Genomic DNA, 18,301 nt, shown 5'->3' with positions numbered 1-18,301 from the left:
CCGGCGGCCATTCTTTCCATCCGCGCCGGCTTCGCAACTCGGCAAATCTGGCCGGCAGGGCATGCCGGGTCACTCGATGCCGTTTGCCCGCTGCACCTCACGCACGTAGGCGATCACGTTCTGGAGATCGGCCTTCGTCATGGCCGGCTGGGGAGGCATGTCGCCGAACCTCCAGTGATGCGCCCGCACGCCGTTGGCAACGGCCATCTCGAAGGCGTAATCGCCATGATGTGAGGGCTCGTAGATCTTGTGCACCAGCGGCGGCCCGGCCTCGGTTCCCGCGGCATTTGCGCCGTGGCAGGCGGCACAGACGGCGTTGAATACCCTTTCCCCCATCTTCGCCGCCTCCGACAGGGTTGCCGGAACCGTGACGGCGACGAGAGCGCCCCCACCTGTCGCAGCTTCTGCCGCCGGGGCCTCCGCCCCCCGGCGCGTCCAGACAGCGGCGGCGGCAATGCCCACCGCGACGATGGCGAGAACGACGATCTTTCCCTTGTTCATACCGCCAGCGGCATTTTTCGAGTGGCTCTTCTGTTGTTCGTTTCGTGTCATGTGCGTGTCCTGATCGGAAGCCGGCTGCGGCAATTGCCACCCGGCGAAATTGTTTTCTGAAGGGCCACGGGGCAATCCCCGCGACCGGATGTGCAAGATCAGCCGCCCGAGATCTGGCGCTGATAATCCGCCTCGCGCTGCGGCCAGGTGCTCTTGATGAAATCAAGCACCGCCGCGCTTTCGGCATCGCTGAGGATGCCGGCAAAGCCCGGCATGTCGCTCTCGTAGCCGCCGCCAACGACCGCGGCCGTACCGCGGCGGATGATCGCCAGAAGCTGCGCGTCGGCATGATGCCAGGTGCGGCCGGTGGCATCGTGGGGCGGTGCGGGCAGGCGGCCGTCCGCCCGCGGGCTACGCCAGTCAGGCTGGCCCTCCAGCCTGACGCCATGACAGCTCGCGCAGTTCTCCGCATAGAGGGCCTTGCCGAGGGCGATACGCGCGTCCGCCTCCCGGCCCGGCCTTTCCAGGACGAAGAGAACCACGCCGGCCACGGCCACAAGGACCGCGCCGCCTGCAATCCACGCCGCCTTCACGCCTCGACCCGGAACTCGGTCATCATGCCGGCCGAAAGATGCGGCATGTGGTGGCAATGCAGCATCCAGCGCGCGGCCTCGCCCGCGTCCAGCGCCACGGTGACCATCGACATCGGCGGCACATAGACCGTGTCGCGTCGGGCGCCGGCAAAACGACGGGCATTGATCCCGACCACCTGGAAGGCATGGCCGTGCAGGTGCATCGGGTGTCCCATCATCGACATGTTGTGGAAGCCGAGTTCCACCCGCTCGCCGCTCTTTGCGACGATGGGGCGGTGCTTGCCCCAAGCAGCCCCGTCGATGGTCCAGACATAGGGCTGCATGGAGCCGCCCAGCATGACCATCTGGTTGCGCTCGATCGGCCTTTCCGGCAACGTGTCGATGCCCGAAAGGCTCGCTTCCTGCGCAAGGTCAATATCGAAGGCCGGTGCCTCTTTTTCGGCAAGGGCGTCGATCCTGGCGATGGCCGCACCGGGCGTCGCAAGGACGATGCCGGTCCGCTCGCGCGCACCCTCGCGCAGCGCAAGCACGGGCCATGCCCCGCCTTCGTTCGGCAGGTCGATCTCGATGTCGAGCCGCTGTCCCATGGCAAGGCCAAAGCGGGAGCCGGCGAGCGGGCGGACCTGATGCCCGTCCACGGCGACGAGCTGCCCTGTCAGCGCGCCCGTATCGATCCAGAAAACCGTGGCGGCGGCGGCATTGATGACGCGCAGCCGAATCCGTCCGCCGTGCTCGACCGACACGACCTCGGGATCGGACAGCGTGCGGTCATTGGCAAGATAGGCATCCCAGTCGTAGTCGTTCAGGTCCATGGTCATGCCGCCCATCCCGGCCATGCTGCCCATATCCATCGGCATCGCCATCGCACCCGTGGTTCCGGCGCTGTCCATGTTCATTCCGGCCATGCTGCCGTGGTCCATGCCCTGCACGGCGCCGGAGGGGGCGGTGCCCGCATGCCCGCCGGTGATCTCCGCCAGCACCTCTTCCGGCGCCTTGAAGGAGAAATCGTGCAGGAAGAGCACCACATCCTGCCGGTCGGCGGCGAGGTCTTCCGGCCGGCGCACGATCAGCGGGGCCGCAAGCAGCTGCATTTCCTGGATCGGCACATGGCTGTGCATCCAGTGCGTGCCCGAAAGCGGGGCGAAATCAAAACTGCGCGTCTCACCGGGCGCTAGAAGCGGCTGCGGCATATCCGGCACGCCGTCCTGCACGTTCGGCGGAATCTGGCCATGCCAGTGCACGATGGTGGGGACGGGCAGGTCATTGCTGAGGTCGACCCGAAAACGCTGGCCGGGATCGAGGACGAGGCCTTGCCCGCCGGGGCCGGAAAGGCCGAAGACGGTGGCGGCGCGACCGTCGATATCGAGTGTGCGGCGCGTGGCGGCAAGCCGCAATGGCGCGGCCGTCTGGCCGAAGACAGGGATGGGGAACTGGGTTGCAGCAAGCGTCGCTGCGCCGGCGGCCAGGAAGCCGCGTCGGGTAAAGGATCTCATAGCATCACCTCGGGACAGGCGTCCCGTTCAACAATCTGGAGGGGTGCAGCAGGAAGCGCCTGCCGCGGCTTCAAAGGCGGTGCGCTATGGGAGGTCGGTCGTCGAGGGCGGGTGGCGTCGAGACGAGCGCCGCGTCGGGATGACGACGATAGGTTTCGCGGGGCGAGGCAAGGCCTGCCGGGATCCGCTCGGCCGGCAGGAACACGCCGATACCCATGCAGACGAGATCACACAGGCCGGGATCCGTCTTGCACGTCCCGTCATCGGTACAGGACGCCTTCGCCATGGACGTGTGGTCCATCGGCTGCATGCGGCTGGCCAGTTCCGTCGACACGATCATGCCGGTCTCGTGCGCCGAGGCCGTGAAGGACACGACCGCGAACAGACAAGCCGAAACGATGAGCAACAGAAACCGCAGCATGATACAAAAATAGGGATCCGATCCCGCTTTGTCCATCGCTCAGCGCCCGGGCAAAGTGCCGCGCGGATCTTCTCCTGCCGCCCGACAGGCCAGAGCCATGGATTTAAAGGCAAAAGGCCTTTAATCCTCGCAGCTGCGGCCCGGTCGTTCGTTGGGATTGCAATCGAACCGACGGACACCCGGGCCCGAAGCTCATGCAGGGAGTGCGCAGATGCTCGTCGGAATTACGATCTTGCTTGTTTTCCAGTTGATCGGCGAAGTGACCGCCTATTACCTCGGCGGCTTCGTGCCGGGGCCGGTCATCGGCATGGCGATGATCGCCGTGGTTCTCACGCTGACCGGCGCAAAGCCGTTTCTGCAGTCCGCCCACCAGCAAACCCTCGACACGTCGAAAGCCATCCTTGCCAATCTTGGCATCCTCTTCGTGCCCGCCGGGGTCGGCATCATCCAGCACCTGGATCTCATCCGCGACCGGGGTTTCGCGTTGCTCGCCATCGTACTGCTGTCGACCGTCATCACACTGACCGTCACCGTCTGGGTTTTCATCCTGGTGAAGCGACTTTCCGGAGGCTATACGAATGACTGACGGGCTCTGGGTCTATCTCGCCACCTCGCCGCTCCTGTGGCTTGCCTGCACGCTGGTCGTCTGGCTCGCGGCCACCGGCCTTGCCGGGCTCCGTCCGGGAAATCCCTTGCTGAACCCGATCCTCTTCTCCATCGCCGCCATCGCCACAGTGCTCTGCGTCACCGGGATCGACTATGCCACCTATTTCGAAGGCGCCCAGTTCATCCATTTTCTGCTGGGCCCGGCGACCGTCGCCCTCGGCATCCCGCTCTATGAAAAACTGGCACTCGTGAAGAGCAACCTCCTGCCGTTGCTCGCCGCCCTCTTCGTCGGCAGCCTCACCGCGGTCGGCTCGACGGTGTTTTTCAGCCAGTTGTTCGGCTTCGCACCGGAGGTCGTCGCCTCGCTCGCCCCGAAATCCACGACCGCAGCGGTTGCCATGGCCATATCCTCCGGCCTTGCGGGGGACCCGGCCCTCACCGCAGCCGTCGTCGTGCTCACCGGCATCTGCGGTGCGATCGTCGTGACGCCCATGATGAACGCCATGCGCATCAAGGACTACAGCGCGCGCGGCTTTGCCGTCGGCCTCGCCTCGCACGGCATCGGCACGGCACGCGCCTATTCGGTGGATCCGGTGGCCGGGCTGTTTTCGGGGATCGCGATGGGGCTGAACGCGGTGCTCACATCCCTCATCGTGCATCTCTTCCTGTGATCGCTCACGCGATGGCGGTGATTTCGAGTTCCTGGTCACCGACTGTCACCAGATCGCCGACAGCCTTGCCCATGAGAATGCGGGCCACGGGCGCCACGTAGGAGATCGAGCCGGCCTTGGGGTCGGCCTCGTCCTCGCCGACGATGCGATAGGTCTGAACGCGTCCGTCGTCGCGGCTGAAGGTGACCGTGCTGCCGAAGGAAACGACATCGTTCGAGGCAGGCGCGGCAACGAGCTCGGCGGTTCGGACCCTCTCGGCGAGATAGCGCAGGTCCCGTCCCGGGCCGGCCGCCTGCCGCCGGCGCTCGTTAACGTCCTCGATGGCGTTCGCCGTCGCATAGGACTCGCGGGCCTCCTGAAGCTGCGCCTCCAGTGCCCTCAGCCCGGTCTCCGTCACAAGATTGAGGTGCGGGGAGATCGCCCGTTCGGGCAGCAGGGTTTCCGCTGCCGTCTCGGCGCTCTCTTCCTTCATGAAGGCTACGCTCACACTCGAACTCCATCCTGGCGCAGAGGGGCACACGCCCTGCGCTTGTCATTTGCTGTTTGCGGAAAAGGCCCTTCGCCCGGCCTGCCGACCGTCCATGGCCGGGCGGCTCGCAAACCGGACCCGCCACCGGGAATCTACCCATCGTCGGGAGATGGGTCAATTCCTCGACACGCCCGGCCCCGGCTGCAAAGACCATGCACGAGGATCAGGGGTGCGCCGACTGTCTCGTCGTATGCGCGATCGCAGATCCGGCGGCCGAGATCGCCGGCGGCGGCGATATGACCATACGGGCCTTCACCGCGCTGTCCGGCCCCGCTTCGCCCGCGATCTCCACACGGTTGCGGCCGTTCGACTTGGCGCGGTAGAGCGCACTGTCGGCCCGGCGCAGGATATCGTCATAGATTGTGTCGCCCGGGCGCAGGACGGCGATACCGCCCGAGATGGTAATGTCGATCCTCGCGTCGCCGACAGTGAAATCACTGCCCTCGACGGCGGCGCGCATCCGCTCGGCAATGGCGAAGGCATCGTCCGTGCCGAGATCGGGGAACAGCACGGCGAATTCCTCGCCGCCCATCCGGGCGATCGTGTCCGTCGGGCGTATTTCGGCGCGCAACCGCCTGGCGACATGGATGAGCACCCGGTCGCCGGTCTCGTGGCCGTAGGTGTCGTTGATCGCCTTGAACTTGTCGATGTCGAAGACGGCGATGGAAAAATCACGGTCCCTCGGCTTTGCGGCGAGAAAGGCTTCCGCGGCACGACCGGCGAGGCTGCGCCGGTTCGGCAGACCCGTCAGGTAGTCCGTTGCTGCAGCCCGCTCGAGACCTCGCCGCAACCGGTCGGAACACATCAGCAGGAATGCCGTCGTGCCCATGACGGGCAGCAGGGTCAACAGCATGGCGGACAAGACGTTCAGCCAGTTGTCCCCCGTCTCGACGGCGAAGGCATCGGGTACACCCACCCGCAGATAGAGCGCGCCCCGCAGGGCCGAATAGGCACCGACCCCGATGAACATCGCGGCAAGGATGGAGCGCGCCAGAGAGGCGTGGCCGCGCGTCCGGTCGAGCAGCACCCGCACGCACAGCGCCATCAGCCAGATCCAGGCGGCGGAAACGATCAGGATGCGAATGCGGAAATCCGGCATGACGGTGGAGAACCACACCACGGACAATGTCGCGATGGTCGCGGGAAGAAAATGCCAAACCCTCACCTCCAGCCGGTGAAACGAGAGGATCGCGGCATAATAGGCGGTCAGGCCGAAGGCGAAGGCGGCATTGGCTGCCGACAGCATGACCGGCCGGGGCAGCGGTGCGCCGAAAGCAAAGACGATGCAGCCGAAAGCGACCAGCAGCGTTCCAAGACACCATTGGCTGGCCGCCCCGCGCAGCCGTGCCGGCAGGTCGCGGTGGATGGCGGCGAGGATCGCGCCATTGGCAAGCACCATCACAGACGCCGTCGTGAATATGGTTTTCGCATCCATCATGAACGCGCTTCCCCCAATCCGAAGATCGTTGACCGACGTCGCCTCAGGCGGCGCGGGACGGTCGGCACGCAAGCGCCGTCCATCGCCCGCACCCTATCCGGGAGGCCCTAAGAGCGCGTTTCGAGACGAGGCCAACAGAGCGTTAAGGCGCCGCCTCCGATTTGCGGCAAGCGCCGGCCGAGCCGATCGTCAGGCTTCGGCAGGCGCGGCCTGCGCCCGGTGATGGCTCGCCCGGAACAGCGTGCGGGTATAGTCATGCTGCATGTCGCCGGCGCGCAGCTGTTCGCGCGTCAGCGTTTCGACCGTCCGGGCATTCTGCATCACCATCAGCCGGTCGCACATATAGGATATGACTGCGAGATCATGGCTGACGATGATGAAGGTCAGCTTCAGCTCCTGGCGCAAGCGGTTGAGGAGGTTGAGGATTTCGGCCTGTACCGAAACATCGAGCGCCGAGGTCGGCTCATCGAGCAGCAACACGCTCGGGGCGAGCGACAGGGCGCGGGCGATCGCCACCCGCTGGCGCTGGCCGCCGGAAAGCTCATGCGGGAAACGGAAGCGGTGCGCCGCCGTCAGCCCGATCATCTCCAGCAGCTCAACCGTACGGGCATCCACGTCAGGCAGACGGTTGATCAGCATTGGCTCGGCGATGGCCTGGCCGATCGTGTAGCGCGGATGCAGCGAGGCATAGGGGTCCTGGAACACCATCTGTGCCACGCGCACGAGATCCTTCCGCCGCCCCCGGCGTAGGTCGATGCCCGCAATGCTGATATCGCCGGTCCACTGGCGATTGAGCCCCATGACGGTGCGCAGCACCGTCGACTTGCCCGAACCGCTTTCCCCGACCAGCCCGAAGCTCTCGCCGCTCTCCACGGCAAGGCTGACATCCTGCACGGCGACGGCGCTGCCGAAGCGGACGCCGAGATTGTCGATACGGATCATGGGCGTGCCTCTCCCCAGCTTGCCGCGCGCGCAAGGGTCGGCAGCGGCGTCAGCGGCCCATCGATGGCGGGCAGGCAGGCGAGCAGGCCCTGCGTATAGGGATGCGCCGCCTCGTGCATGCGCCGCGCATCCAGTGTCTCGACGATACGGCCGGCATACATGACCAGCACCCGATCGCAGAAGCGCGAGACGAGGTTGAGATCGTGGCTGATGAAGACGAGGCCCATGCCGCGGCGCCTGACCAGCTCGTCCATGATCTCGAGCACCTGCGCCTGCACGGTGACGTCGAGGGCGGAGGTCGGTTCGTCGGCGATCAGCAGTTCCGGCTCGCGCACCACCATCATGGCGATCATCACCCGCTGGCCCATGCCGCCGGAGAGTTCGTGCGGGTAGAGGTCGTAGACGCGCTCCGGTGCACGAATATGCACCGCCTCCAGTATCTCGAGCACCTTCCGGCGCACCTTTGCACGCGGCAGCGAGCGGTCGCCGAGCCGGATCGCCTCGGCGATCTGCGCGCCGACGCGCATGACGGGGTTGAGCGAGAATTTCGGGTCCTGCAGGATCATGCCCATGCGGTTGCCGCGCAGCTGCCGACGCACGCGCGGCGAGGCCGTCAGGAGATCGATGCCCGCAAACGACATGGCGTCGGCGGCGACATGGGCATGGCCGGGCAGAACCCCCATCAGCGCACGGCTGGACAGGCTCTTGCCCGAGCCGCTTTCGCCGACGATGCCGAGCTTTTCCCGGCCGACCTCGAAGGAGACGCCCTTGACCGCCTCGATCGTCGCGCCGCCCTCGCCGGCAAAGGCGATGCGCAGGTTCTTCACGGTGACGAGCGGGTCGCTCATGCGCGCCTCCTCAGATGCGGGTCGAGCAGATCGCGCATGGCGTCGCCCAGGAGATTGAAGCCGAGACTGACGACGAAGATCGCAAAGCCGGGCATGGTCGCCACCCACCACTGGTCGAAGATGAACTTGCGGCCGGTCGAGATCATCGCGCCCCATTCCGGCAGCGGCGGCTGGGCGCCGAGGCCAATGAAGCCGAGGCCGGCGGCCGTCAGGATGATGCCGGCCATGTCGAGCGTCATGCGCACGATCACCGAGGAAAGGCACATGGGCATGATGTGGCGGAAGACGATGCGGAATTCCGAACCGCCGGCAAGGCGCACGGCATTGACATAGTCGCTGTCGCGCACGATCAGCGCTTCGGCCCGCGCGAGCCGCGCATAGGGCGGCCAGGCGGTGAGCGTGATCGCCAGTGCCGCATTGACGATGCCCGGCCCGAGCGCCGCGACGAAGGCGAGTGCCAGCAGGAGTTTCGGAACCGCCAGGAAAACGTCGGTGATGCGCATGAAGACCGCATCCACCCAGCCACCCGCCGTTCCCGCCACGGCACCGATAACAAGACCGATCGGCGCGGATGTCGCCACGACCAGGCTGACGATGAGCAGGGTGAGCCGGGCGCCGTAGAGAATGCGGGAGAAGATGTCGCGGCCGAGCTCGTCCGTGCCGAGCCAGTTCTGCGCGCTTGGCGGCGAGAGGCGACGCACGAGATCCGGAAGGTAGGGATCGTGCGGGGCAAGCAGCGGCGCGAGGATCGCGCTCGTCAGCAGCACACCGAGGATGGCAAGGCCGATCATGCCGAGCGGATTGCGCGCAAAGCGGCGGGAGAACCTACCGAATTCGTCGAGGCGTGCACGCCTTAACTGTCGGCGGCTGTCGGCGTGGGTGGGATTGGCGGTGGTCATGGCGGCCTCCTACCGGCGGCGAAGGTTGGAGCGCGGATCGAGCATCTGGTAGACGACGTCCGAGACCATGTTGAGCAGGATGAATACGGCACCGACCAGCACCGTGCCGCCGAGCACGGCATTGATATCGGCCCGGAAGAGCGAGGAGGCGATGTAGTTGCCGATGCCGGGCCAGGCGAAGACCGTCTCGACGAGCACCGAGCCTTCCAGCAGACCGCCATAGGAGAGCGCGATCACGGTGACGAGCGGGATCGCGGCGTTGCGCAGGGCATGCAGCATCACCGCCCGGTACTCCGTCGCGCCCTTGAGACGGGCCGTCAGCACATATTCGCGCGAAAGCTGGTCGAGCATCATGGAGCGCGTCATGCGCGAGATGTAGGCAAGACTGTAGTAGCCGAGCAGCGCGGCCGGCAGCACGATATGGCTGAGGGCGTTGCCGAACACCTCCCATTCGCCGGCAATCAGGGAATCGATCAGCAGCGATCCCGTCACCGGCGTGACGATGCCTTGAAAGAAGACGTCGATCTGGCCCGGACCGGAGACCCAGTCGAGCCGGGAATAGAAGACGAAGAGGCCGACCAGCCCGAGCCAGAAGATCGGTACCGAATAGCCGATGAGGCCGATGAAGCGGATGAGGTAGTCCGGCCAGCGATCATGCCAGTAGGCGGCGGCGACACCGGCCGGCACGCCGACCAGCGTGCCGATCAGAAGGCCGAGCATCGCCAGTTCCAGCGTCGCGGGGAAGAAGCCGGCGAGATCCGACAGGACCGGCCGGTTGGTGACGAAGGAGGTACCGAAATCGCCCTGCACCAGCTTGCCGGCATAGAGCAGGAACTGCTGCCAGAGCGGCTTGTCCAGACCCATTTCGAGGAAGACGCGCTGATAGACCTCCTCGCTCGCCTTCTGCCCGACCACGGAGAGCACCGGATCGATCGGCACAAGACGGCCGATGCAGAAGGTGAGCGCGACGAGACCGAGGAGCGTGATGCCCACGGTCAGGACGAGGGTGACGATCCGGCCGGTAAAACCGAGGACCCGCTGGAATAGAACTGCCGGCACGAACCCCTCCGGTTTGATTGCCTTGAACCCGCCTTCGACCACGGCCAGGCCGAGCCTGTCGTGGCCGAAGCCCAGATCCTACGCCTACTTGCTGACGTTCCAGTAGCGGTCGTCGGAGAAGGTCTGGCCGAGGACCAGGCCCTTGAGCGAGCTCTTCACCCCGACCTTGCGCACCTGTTGGAACATGTAGAGGAAGGGCGAGGTATCGGTATGGGTCTTCTGCAGCGCCTCGTACATCGCCCGGCGCTTGTCCGTGTCCTGCTCGCGCACCGCGGCCATCGCATCCTGCGACAGTTTTCCGGCATCCCAGCCGAAGCGGTCGGCAAGCCCGGTGGAGCCGTCCGGTGCGTCCTTCTGATTGACGGCGAAGGCCTTGCCGTTGGAATGCGGGTCCGGATAATCCGGTCCCCACAGGCCGAACCAGATATCGAGGCTCGCAGAGCGGTAACGCTCCAGCCATTGCTGGCCATCGACCACTTCGAGGTTCAGCTTGACACCGGCCTGCGCCATGGTCGCCTGGATGGCCTGGGCGAAATCCGTGTAGGGCGGCGTGTTCCAGACGACGGAATCCAGCGTGAATTCGCCGGAGACACCGGCCTCGCCAAGTAGCGCCTTGGCCTTCTCGATGTCGAGCTTGTAGGGCTTGTAGTCGATCGCCCCGAGGAAGCCCTTCGGCACCAGCGTCTGGTGCACCTCCATCGTGCCGCGCGAGATCGTGTCGGCAATGCCCTGGTAGTCCACGAGATATTTCAGCGCCTCGACGACCTTCGGCTTGGCGAGGTACTCGTTCCGCACGTTGAGGCCCATATAGTAGATGGTGCCTGAAACGCCTTCGACGAAGCCGACATCCGGATTGCCTTCCAGCGCTCCGAAATCGTCCGGGCCAAGCTTGTTGGCGATATCGATGTCACCCTTTTCGAGCAGCAGGCGCTGGGCGGCGCTTTCCGGAATGTGCTGGAGGAAGATGCGCTCCAGGCCACCGCTTTCGCCGGTATAGTTGGGGTTGCGGGTCAGCATGATCGACTGTTTCGGCTCCCAGCGCGTCAGCACATAGGGGCCGGAGCCGGCGGAATTCTCCGCCTTCAGCCAGGCATTGCCGAAGTCGCCGTTCACCTCGTGCTCCTGCACCAGCTTGGAATCGACGATACCGCCGACATAGGAGGAGAGGCAGTAATAAAGGAAAGACGGTGCATAGGTATCGCCGATCTCGATGACCAGCGTCATGTCGTCGGTCGCCTTGATGCGGTCCTTGACGTTTTCCGGCGAGAAACCGAACTGGGTCAGGATGAAGGCGGAGCGCGACTTCATGGCGACGACGCGGCGCAGCGAATATTCGGCATCTTTCGCCGTCACCGGATTGCCGGAGGCGAATTTCAGGCCGGAGCGCATCTTGAACGTATAGGTCTTGCCGTCTTCGGAGGCCGTCCAGCTCTCCGCGAGCACACCGATGATCTTGCTGGAATCATCCGGCGCCACGCTTACCAGCGGCTGGTAGATCTGGTTCGCCGCCAGCACACCACCCACCTCCGAGACTTCGCCCGGATCCAGCGTGATGATGTCGTCGATGGCGTCGGCCACGACGAGCGTGTTCTGCGGCGTTTCGGCAAGGGCGCTGGTCGATGCCAGTGCCAGTGCGATCATCGCGCCGCCGATCAGTCTTTCTATACGCATGTTTCCTCCTCCAGCCGGGCAGAATGTCCTGCCGCCGGCCGCTCCCGCGTTGCCGTTCGTGAAATGCGCCCGCCCCATGATCCCGTCCGCGTTTCGGGCGCGGAACCGGCGAGGCGGCCTCCCCAAATCGAGCGACCTCCATCGCTCATCTTCGAAACTTTAGTCAGGCTAAAGTTTTTGAGAGGTGCTTGTCAACCGATTTTGCGAGAATCCCCGCAAAGAATTGAAAGCGCCCACCGTCAGCGCTCCGGGATAATCCGTGTCGTGCCGACCCAGAGTTCCCGCGCCTCGACGATGCCGACATTGCGCGCCCGGTGCGGCAGGGAGGAGGGAAAATGCAACGTATCGCCCGCCTTCAGCAGATAGTTCCGGTCGCCGACTTCGTAGAGCATCTCGCCCTCGATGAGATAGAGGAAGTCCTCGCCCTCGTGGCGCGTCAGCTCCGAGACATAGCCGGGTGGCATATGGGTGATGCAGCTGTTCAGCCGGGCATCGGGAAAGCCGCGCTGCAGGATCTGATAGACCCGCTCCTCCGCATCGATGCTGCAGCCTTGCCGTTCACTCGCCCGCGAGACCATGGAATGGGCGGGCTGGGGGTTTTGCGGCAGAAAAGCCTCAATGCTGATGCCGAGCGTATTGGCGACATTGTAGAGCGAGATCAGCGAGGGGGTGGAAAGTCCGCGCTCGATCTGGCTGATGAAGCCTTCGCTGAGCCCGGCCTCCTGCGCCACCTCCTTCATCGTCTTGCCGATCTCCTTGCGCCGCTGACGCAGCGCGCGGCCGAGCGAGGTCGCGGAGGGCGGTTGGGCCAGGGAACCGGCGCCCGCCTCCGGCGCCTCCCGTTCATCGAAATTCATGCCGTCTTTCCGCACTGTGCCATCATCATCGCACACTTTAGTATTACTAAAGTTCATTGCGCAAGCGGGAAATTGACGAAAACCGAGGAACGCGAAACAACGAGGATATGCCGGCAGGACCGGAGCTCGCCCCTGTCAGAGCCAGCCGTTCTTGCGGAACCGCCAGTACAGGAACAGGCAGGTCGCACCGATCGCTGACAGCACCATGGGATAGCCGTATTGCATGCGCAGCTCGGGCATGTCGTTGAAGTTCATGCCATAGATGCCGGCAAGCGCGGTCGGCACGGCGAGGATCGCCGCCCATGAGGCCAGCTTCTTGGAGATTGCCGTTTCCTGGCTCTGGCCGACCAGCAAGCTCGCCTCGAAGGCGAAGGCCAGCACCTCGCGCAGGCTGTCGATCTTTTCCTGCACGGTGCGGATGTGATCGGTGACGTCGCGAAACAGCGGGTGCATGGCCTGCTGGATCTGCGGCAAGTCCGAGCTCGTCAGCCGCCGGCAGACCTCGACCAGCGGCAGCGCGGCATTGCGCAGCCGGAGCAGGTCGCGGCGCATCATATAGAGGCGCTCGATATCGCCCGCCGTCATCGGTTTGATCAGCACCTTGTCCTCGATTTCCTCGACCTCGTCTTCGAGTTGCTCCAGCACGGGCATGTAATTGTCGACGATGAAATCGAGAATGGCGTAGAGGACGAAATCCTCCCCCTTGGCCAGCGAATGAGGGCAGCTCTCCCAATGCTGGCGAACCGAGGCGTAGGAGGTTGACGGGCCGTGGCGCACGCTGACGATATAGCCCTTGCCGACGAAAAGATGCGTTTCACCGAAGATCACGCGGCGGTCGATCAGTTGCGCCGTGCGCGCCACGATGAACAGCGCGTCGCCATACTGCTCCAGCTTGGGTCGCTGGTGCGGGTGCTCGGCATCCTCGATCGCTAGATCATGCAGGTTGAATTGCGCCTGAACGCGCAGGAGAAGCTCGCGGCTGGGCTCCAGCAGCCCGATCCAGACGACATGGCCATCCTTGGCCGCCCATTCGCCGGCCTCTTCGATGGTGATATCGGCGATCCGCCTGCCGGCGGTGTAGACGCTGGAGGCAACGATCCCGGCCTCGGCCGGGGCTGGCGTGAACTTGCGGACATGATCCATCAGCACCTCCCGGTCGCGACCGCCGTCCCTCAAAGAACGCACTCGCACCACCAATCTAGCGCACTTTCGCCGCCGGTTCGAGGGTGGTTGTCGCAACAGGAGCAATCCGTTGAACGGACGTTTCAGCGATACGTTCAACGGGCACAGCCGAGCCGCAGGTGGAGACCGCACCGCCTCGGAAACCCGTGTTGCAGCGCTTCAGGGCGGGGCGAACTTCACCATCGTGCCACCGCCGGTGGCCTGGTCCGTCGGGAAGACCTCGATGCGGGCGACGTCGACATGGGCAGGCAGTGCAATGACGTCATGGACGATCTGCGCAATGTTTTCCGGCTGGATGGGACGGTAACCGTCATAGAGCACGGCATTCGCCTGGTCGCCGGGAAGCGAGGTGCGGTAGAGCGCCGTCTGGACGCGGCCGGGCACGATCTCGCTCACCCGCACGCCGGTGCCGAGGAGATCGCAGCGCAGGTTGTCGCAAAACAGGCTGAGACCCGCCTTCGAGGCACCATACGCGCCCATGTTCGGATAGGGTGCCTGACCGCCGCTCGAACCGATATAGAGGAGATGGCCGCGCTTGCGCGCCACCATGCCGGGCAGGAACACTCGCGTCAGCTGCATCGGCGCCTTGAGATTGACGTCGATCATCGCGTCGATCTCGGCGGGGTCGATGTCCTGGAAAGCCGCGCGGGTCGAGAGGATACCGGCATTGTTGACGAGGATGTCGACCGCGACGCCGGCCAGCACTTCGGCGATGCGCGCCGTATCGCGCACGTCCGCCTCGACAGGGATCGCTCCGCAGCGTTCCGCAAGCCCGGCAAGCGCTGCCGCGTTGCGGCCGATGGCATAGACCGTCAGTCCCCGCCCCCGCAGCATCGGCACGATGGCCTCACCGATGCCGCTGGTCGCGCCGGTGACCACGGCGACGCGGTTAGCATCAGACATAGATGTAGCCCCCGCTGATCACGACATTCTCGCCCGTCGCATAGGTGTTGCGGCTGGAGGCCATCATGACGATCCACTCGGCCATTTCCACCGGCTCCGCCGCCCGGCCGAGCGCGCTTGCCCTGGCAAGTTCCGGCAGGAAGCCGAGTTCCTTGGCCCGGTCCGTGGCAAAGCCCGCCGGGGCGACGGAGTTCACGAGGATCTGGTCCTTGGCGCATTCCTGGGCGAAGGATTTGGTGAGGCTGACGACCGCCGCCTTGGTGGCGGCATAGTGGGCATTCTGCGGGTGCGCCTTGAAGGCATCGACCGAGGTGACGTTGACGATACGGCCGGTCACCTCCGGCAGGGTCACGAAGCGGCGCATGTGGCGTACCGCCGCGACCATCATATGATAGGTGCCCTTGATGTTGATGGCGTTTTCCAGGTCCCAGTCCTCGTCGGTGATCTCGAGGATGGGCTTGCGCGGATAGATGGCCGCACTGTTGACGAGGGCATGGACACGGCCGAGCTTTTCCGCAACTGCCTCGAAGCCGCCATGCGCCGTCTCGGCCCGGGAAATGTCGGCGACGGCAGTCGCCACCTCGGCGCCCATCGCCGACAGCGTTGCCGCGGAGGAGGCAAGCAGCGCTTCGTTGCGGTCGACAAGGCCGATCTTCGCAGCACCGCGCTCGACCATCAGCCGGGCTGTGACGAAACCGAGACCCGAAGCGCCGCCGACGATGACAACAGACTGATCCTGCATGCTTCATCTCCTCCGCAATTTTCGCGGCAACGCTATATTGTATGTTATCACTTATATGCTAACTTTATCGAAATGCAAGCTGCCCCGGAGTTCGCCGCAGGCGCGCTTCCTCTGGGGAAGCCAGCGACACATGATATCTGATACCTGAAAACCCGGGAAAGGCTGGATCGGCATGTCGATCATCACGCAGCGCGGCAACCTCGCAGAGATCGTTGTCGCCAGGCTCGCCGAGCGGATCGACTCGGGCCTCTATCCACCCGGCGAAAAGATTCCGTCGAGCGCCCAGCTGTGCGAGGAGTTCGGCGTCTCCCGCACCGTCATCCGCGAGGCGCTGGCTTCGCTCAAGGTTGCCGGCCGCGTCATCGCGCGGCAGGGCGCCGGCGTCTATGTCACGGAGAAGGATACGCGGGCGCTGAACTTCGAGATCAGCCGCATCGACGACATCCGCTCGGCCATGCAGATCCTCGAGCTGCGGCTCGGCGTCGAAATGCAGGCCGTGGCACTGGCCGCCCAGCGGCGCACCCCGGAAGCCCTCGCGGAGATCGCCCGCGCCTTCGACCATATCGAGACACTCAACACGAACGATGCCGAGATCGAGGCGCGCGCCGATTTCGAATTTCACCTCGCCATCGCCAAGGCGACGCGCAACCCGCATTTCCCGCGTTTCCTCGAAGCCGTGATGGGCGAGATCAATCTCGACCTTGTTCTCAAGCACCGCCAGTCCGGCCCTGCCTCGAAGGCCTATCTGAAGAAGATCAACCGGGAGCACGCCGCCATCCTCGCCGCGATCACCCAAGGCGATCCCAAGGCCGCCAAGCAGGCGCTGGTCGCCCATCTGGAGGAAAGCCTCAACCGCTATCGAGCCCTCCTGGACGAGCCCGCGGGCAGCGAAGGGGACGATTGAAGGCTCGGCGCGCGCACCCTCAGATGACAGCGTCTTCCAGGAAGGGCCGGTTTGCGGCGACGCGCGCGTAGCCGAAGGGCGAGAGGTCGAGCGTGCGGAAACCTCCATAGGTGACCAGTTCGGAAATTCCGCGCCCCATGGCCGGCGATTGCTGGAGGCCATGGCCGGAAAAACCGTTGGCGAAGAGGAAATTCTTCACCTCGACATGCGGGCCGAGGATGACGTTGTGGTCGAGCGTGCAGTAATCATAGTGGCCTGCCCAGCTGTTGACGACCTTGATCGCCTCGAAGGCCGGTACGCGGTTTGCCAGCGTTGGCCAGATTTCCGTTTCGAACTCGTCATGCATGACGGCGAAATCGGCCGGATCGACCTCCGGATCATGCTTGGGATAAGTGCCCATCAGGTAGAATTTCCCCTCGGGGCGGAAGAAGACGCCGGAAGGGTCGATGGTGAGGCCGACGCCGGGGCCGAGCGGCGTGCGGCAATCGACGACGAAGATCGAGCGGCGACGCGGCTCGACGGGAATGTCGAGACCGGCCATGCGCGCCATGACCTTGCCATTGGTGCCCGACGTGTTGACCAGCGTACCGCAGGCGATGGTCTGCCCACCCCTGATCGTCACGGAGACGATGCGGTCGCCTTCGCGGTTGATCGCCACGACCTCGTCCTCGATGTATTCTACGCCAAGCGCGCGCGCCTTCTTGCGGAACCCTTGCAGGAGGCCGACGCTGTCGAACCAGCCCTCCCCGCGTTCGCCCTTGCTGCCGAGGGTGAGGCCTTCCGTGTTCAGCCACGCAAAGCGCCTGGTCAATCCGTCCGGGTCGAGCAGCGAGACCTCCGCACCGCAGGCGAGCTGCGTTTCATGGTTGCGGCGAAGCACGTCCGCGCCCCGCCTGTCGCCTGCCAGGAAGAGATAGCCGTTCTCGTGGAAGCCGATCTCCGGCGTGTCGGAATCGACCGCGACATTCTCCTTGAAGTTGCGGATGAATTCCGTGCCGAATTGCGAGACTTTCACGTTGATGGCATTGGAAAACTGGTGGCGGATCGAGCTGGAGGAGAGTGCGGTCGCCGATCGCTGGTAGGTCCAGTCCTTCTCGATCACCAGCACGGAGCCGGCGAAATCCGGATTGGTCGCCAGGAAATAGGCCGCTGCGCTGCCGACCACCGCGCCGCCGACGATGACGACGTCATAGGCTGTTCGAGACGCCTGCATCACCGGTCCTCGAAATGGCCGGCCGCGCAGAAGCCGCCCCCTTGGTAACGCACCGCCGGATCGTTCGGATCACCCTGTCCGGTTTCGGCAAAAACCTTGTCCGCATAGTCGTCGGCGCTATCCTCCGGTCGGTAGCCGAGCGAGGCCGCCGTACGATTGTCCCAGAAGGCGCGGCTGTTGTTCGACATGCCGTAGGCGACCATGAAACCGATGCGTTCCGCCGAAAGGCACTTTTCGACGAGCTGGCGGCAGTCGCGGTAGGAGAGCCAGGTGATGAGATGGCGCCGATCGGTCGGCTCCGGGAAACAGGAACCGATGCGGATATTGACGCTCTCGATGCCGAACTTGTCGAAATAGTAGCGGCCGAGATTTTCGACAAAGGTCTTCGAAACGCCGTAGAGGCTGTCCGGCCGCGTCGGCACGTTGCCGTCGATCGTCTCGGTGCGCTCATAGTAGCCGATGGCGTGCACGGAGCTGGCATAGACGATGCGCTTGACACCGTGGCGGCGCGCCGCCTCGTAGAGGTGGTAACCGCCGGAAATGTTGCTGTCGAGGATCGTCTTCCATTCGGCCTCGAGCGGCTGGCCGCCGAGATGCACAATGGCATCGCACCCCTGCACCGCCGTACAAACCGCATCGAAATCCGCAAGGTCGAGCGTGAAATCCTCCTCGTGGGAAGCGAGGTTTTCGCAGGGCCTGCGGTCGGAAAGCCGCACAACCTTGCCGAGCCGCGTGCCAGACTGGCGCAGTGCCGTGCCGACCCGGCCCGCCGCGCCCGTCAACAGAACCCTTTGAAAATGCGACATGGTCTTTCCTCCAGAATCTTTTCAGTCGAAGC

The 18,301-nt window shown here is 64.7% G+C and carries 20 protein-coding genes; 3 read left to right on the top strand and 17 right to left on the bottom strand.

Going from position 1 to position 18,301, the window contains the following annotated elements; genetic code table 11:
• Positions 1 to 69: 69 nt before the first annotated feature.
• From EXZ48_RS03725 to EXZ48_RS03710, 4 genes are all read right to left on the bottom strand, one after another.
• The gene (locus EXZ48_RS03725) at positions 70 to 552 is read right to left on the bottom strand and encodes a cytochrome c (protein WP_245461917.1); all 483 of its coding nucleotides are present in this window, start codon (positions 550 to 552) and stop codon (positions 70 to 72) included.
• A gap of 98 nt (positions 553 to 650) precedes the next feature.
• Positions 651 to 1,085 (bottom strand): cytochrome c, encoded by a 435-nt coding sequence (locus EXZ48_RS03720; RefSeq protein ID WP_130514362.1) that lies wholly within the window; start codon positions 1,083 to 1,085, stop codon positions 651 to 653.
• Positions 1,082 to 2,578, bottom strand: coding sequence for a multicopper oxidase family protein (locus tag EXZ48_RS03715; protein WP_130514361.1), 1,497 nt, complete (start codon positions 2,576 to 2,578; stop codon positions 1,082 to 1,084). The genes EXZ48_RS03720 and EXZ48_RS03715 overlap by 4 nt, the downstream gene beginning before the upstream one ends.
• A 70-nt stretch (positions 2,579 to 2,648) precedes the next feature.
• Positions 2,649 to 2,918 carry a hypothetical protein gene (locus EXZ48_RS03710; RefSeq protein WP_130514360.1) on the bottom strand — a complete coding sequence of 90 codons (270 nt, stop codon included), beginning with the start codon at positions 2,916 to 2,918 and terminating at the stop codon, positions 2,649 to 2,651.
• 292 nt (positions 2,919 to 3,210) lie between these two features.
• On the opposite strand from EXZ48_RS03710, the gene EXZ48_RS03705 reads away from it, so the two are divergent.
• Together EXZ48_RS03705 and EXZ48_RS03700 are read left to right on the top strand one after the other, a co-directional pair.
• Complete coding sequence (locus EXZ48_RS03705; RefSeq protein WP_050744754.1) at positions 3,211 to 3,585, top strand: CidA/LrgA family protein; 375 nt, start codon at positions 3,211 to 3,213, stop codon at positions 3,583 to 3,585.
• A complete protein-coding gene (locus EXZ48_RS03700; RefSeq protein ID WP_024271193.1) occupies positions 3,578 to 4,276 on the top strand; it encodes an LrgB family protein in 699 nt (232 codons plus the stop codon). The genes EXZ48_RS03705 and EXZ48_RS03700 overlap by 8 nt, the downstream gene beginning before the upstream one ends.
• Positions 4,277 to 4,280: 4 nt before the next feature.
• On the opposite strand, the gene greA is transcribed toward EXZ48_RS03700, so the two are convergent.
• The 11 genes from greA to EXZ48_RS03645 form a co-directional block, all read right to left on the bottom strand.
• Positions 4,281 to 4,763 (bottom strand): transcription elongation factor GreA, encoded by a 483-nt coding sequence (gene greA / locus EXZ48_RS03695; RefSeq protein ID WP_130514359.1) that lies wholly within the window; start codon positions 4,761 to 4,763, stop codon positions 4,281 to 4,283.
• 205 nt (positions 4,764 to 4,968) lie between these two features.
• Entirely contained in the window at positions 4,969 to 6,243 is a 1,275-nt protein-coding gene (locus tag EXZ48_RS03690) for a GGDEF domain-containing protein (protein ID WP_130514358.1), read from the bottom strand.
• 189 nt (positions 6,244 to 6,432) lie between these two features.
• Positions 6,433 to 7,185: an ABC transporter ATP-binding protein gene (locus tag EXZ48_RS03685; RefSeq protein WP_023516143.1), complete on the bottom strand. Its 753-nt coding sequence runs from the start codon at positions 7,183 to 7,185 to the stop codon at positions 6,433 to 6,435.
• Positions 7,182 to 8,033, bottom strand: a complete 852-nt coding sequence (locus tag EXZ48_RS03680) for an ABC transporter ATP-binding protein (protein ID WP_130514357.1) — start codon at positions 8,031 to 8,033, stop codon at positions 7,182 to 7,184. Before EXZ48_RS03680 ends, EXZ48_RS03685 begins: the two co-directional genes overlap by 4 nt.
• Complete coding sequence (gene nikC, locus EXZ48_RS03675) at positions 8,030 to 8,932, bottom strand: nickel transporter permease (RefSeq protein ID WP_130514356.1); 903 nt, start codon at positions 8,930 to 8,932, stop codon at positions 8,030 to 8,032. The genes EXZ48_RS03680 and nikC overlap by 4 nt, the downstream gene beginning before the upstream one ends.
• Positions 8,933 to 8,941: 9 nt before the next feature.
• Positions 8,942 to 9,991 (bottom strand): ABC transporter permease, encoded by a 1,050-nt coding sequence (locus EXZ48_RS03670; RefSeq protein WP_130514355.1) that lies wholly within the window; start codon positions 9,989 to 9,991, stop codon positions 8,942 to 8,944.
• Between the two features lie 84 nt (positions 9,992 to 10,075).
• A complete protein-coding gene (locus tag EXZ48_RS03665) occupies positions 10,076 to 11,662 on the bottom strand; it encodes an ABC transporter substrate-binding protein (RefSeq protein ID WP_130514354.1) in 1,587 nt (528 codons plus the stop codon).
• A gap of 239 nt (positions 11,663 to 11,901) precedes the next feature.
• The gene (locus EXZ48_RS03660) at positions 11,902 to 12,519 is read right to left on the bottom strand and encodes a helix-turn-helix domain-containing protein (RefSeq protein WP_050744748.1); all 618 of its coding nucleotides are present in this window, start codon (positions 12,517 to 12,519) and stop codon (positions 11,902 to 11,904) included.
• A gap of 135 nt (positions 12,520 to 12,654) precedes the next feature.
• Positions 12,655 to 13,662 carry a magnesium and cobalt transport protein CorA gene (locus EXZ48_RS03655; protein WP_023513198.1) on the bottom strand — a complete coding sequence of 336 codons (1,008 nt, stop codon included), beginning with the start codon at positions 13,660 to 13,662 and terminating at the stop codon, positions 12,655 to 12,657.
• A 198-nt stretch (positions 13,663 to 13,860) separates the two neighbouring features.
• Positions 13,861 to 14,604: an SDR family oxidoreductase gene (locus EXZ48_RS03650; RefSeq protein WP_130514353.1), complete on the bottom strand. Its 744-nt coding sequence runs from the start codon at positions 14,602 to 14,604 to the stop codon at positions 13,861 to 13,863.
• Positions 14,597 to 15,346: an SDR family NAD(P)-dependent oxidoreductase gene (locus EXZ48_RS03645; protein ID WP_050744745.1), complete on the bottom strand. Its 750-nt coding sequence runs from the start codon at positions 15,344 to 15,346 to the stop codon at positions 14,597 to 14,599. The genes EXZ48_RS03650 and EXZ48_RS03645 overlap by 8 nt, the downstream gene beginning before the upstream one ends.
• A 172-nt stretch (positions 15,347 to 15,518) precedes the next feature.
• Here EXZ48_RS03645 and EXZ48_RS03640 point away from each other — a divergent pair, with 172 nt between their 5' ends.
• Complete coding sequence (locus tag EXZ48_RS03640) at positions 15,519 to 16,250, top strand: FadR/GntR family transcriptional regulator (protein WP_023513195.1); 732 nt, start codon at positions 15,519 to 15,521, stop codon at positions 16,248 to 16,250.
• Between the two features lie 19 nt (positions 16,251 to 16,269).
• On the opposite strand, the gene EXZ48_RS03635 is transcribed toward EXZ48_RS03640, so the two are convergent.
• The gene (locus EXZ48_RS03635) at positions 16,270 to 17,463 is read right to left on the bottom strand and encodes an FAD-binding oxidoreductase (protein WP_130514352.1); all 1,194 of its coding nucleotides are present in this window, start codon (positions 17,461 to 17,463) and stop codon (positions 16,270 to 16,272) included.
• On the bottom strand, positions 17,463 to 18,269 hold the full coding sequence (locus EXZ48_RS03630; RefSeq protein ID WP_130514351.1) for an NAD(P)-dependent oxidoreductase: 807 nt from the start codon (positions 18,267 to 18,269) through the stop codon (positions 17,463 to 17,465). The genes EXZ48_RS03635 and EXZ48_RS03630 overlap by 1 nt, the downstream gene beginning before the upstream one ends.
• Positions 18,270 to 18,301 lie beyond the last annotated feature (32 nt).

Source organism: Shinella sp. JR1-6, assembly GCF_004284735.1.
Lineage (GTDB): Bacteria > Pseudomonadota > Alphaproteobacteria > Rhizobiales > Rhizobiaceae > Shinella.
Note: the sequence above shows the minus strand (reverse complement) of the source record. Positions and strands in the feature narration are given on the sequence as shown.

Bases quoted from the DNA above. Each gene is read 5' to 3' on its own strand.
- EXZ48_RS03725 (WP_245461917.1), bottom strand. From the start codon at position 552: ATGACACGAAACGAACAACAGAAGAGCCACTCGAAAAATGCCGCTGGC.
- EXZ48_RS03715 (WP_130514361.1), bottom strand. From the start codon at position 2,578: ATGAGATCCTTTACCCGACGCGGCTTCCTGGCCGCCGGCGCAGCGACG.
- EXZ48_RS03710 (WP_130514360.1), bottom strand. From the start codon at position 2,918: ATGATCGTGTCGACGGAACTGGCCAGCCGCATGCAGCCGATGGACCAC.
- EXZ48_RS03705 (WP_050744754.1), top strand. From the start codon at position 3,211: ATGCTCGTCGGAATTACGATCTTGCTTGTTTTCCAGTTGATCGGCGAA.
- EXZ48_RS03700 (WP_024271193.1), top strand. From the start codon at position 3,578: ATGACTGACGGGCTCTGGGTCTATCTCGCCACCTCGCCGCTCCTGTGG.
- EXZ48_RS03690 (WP_130514358.1), bottom strand. From the start codon at position 6,243: ATGATGGATGCGAAAACCATATTCACGACGGCGTCTGTGATGGTGCTT.
- EXZ48_RS03685 (WP_023516143.1), bottom strand. From the start codon at position 7,185: ATGATCCGTATCGACAATCTCGGCGTCCGCTTCGGCAGCGCCGTCGCC.
- EXZ48_RS03680 (WP_130514357.1), bottom strand. From the start codon at position 8,033: ATGAGCGACCCGCTCGTCACCGTGAAGAACCTGCGCATCGCCTTTGCC.
- nikC (WP_130514356.1), bottom strand. From the start codon at position 8,932: ATGACCACCGCCAATCCCACCCACGCCGACAGCCGCCGACAGTTAAGG.
- EXZ48_RS03665 (WP_130514354.1), bottom strand. From the start codon at position 11,662: ATGCGTATAGAAAGACTGATCGGCGGCGCGATGATCGCACTGGCACTG.
- EXZ48_RS03660 (WP_050744748.1), bottom strand. From the start codon at position 12,519: ATGAATTTCGATGAACGGGAGGCGCCGGAGGCGGGCGCCGGTTCCCTG.
- EXZ48_RS03655 (WP_023513198.1), bottom strand. From the start codon at position 13,662: ATGGATCATGTCCGCAAGTTCACGCCAGCCCCGGCCGAGGCCGGGATC.
- EXZ48_RS03650 (WP_130514353.1), bottom strand. From the start codon at position 14,604: ATGTCTGATGCTAACCGCGTCGCCGTGGTCACCGGCGCGACCAGCGGC.
- EXZ48_RS03645 (WP_050744745.1), bottom strand. From the start codon at position 15,346: ATGCAGGATCAGTCTGTTGTCATCGTCGGCGGCGCTTCGGGTCTCGGT.
- EXZ48_RS03640 (WP_023513195.1), top strand. From the start codon at position 15,519: ATGTCGATCATCACGCAGCGCGGCAACCTCGCAGAGATCGTTGTCGCC.
- EXZ48_RS03635 (WP_130514352.1), bottom strand. From the start codon at position 17,463: ATGCAGGCGTCTCGAACAGCCTATGACGTCGTCATCGTCGGCGGCGCG.
- EXZ48_RS03630 (WP_130514351.1), bottom strand. From the start codon at position 18,269: ATGTCGCATTTTCAAAGGGTTCTGTTGACGGGCGCGGCGGGCCGGGTC.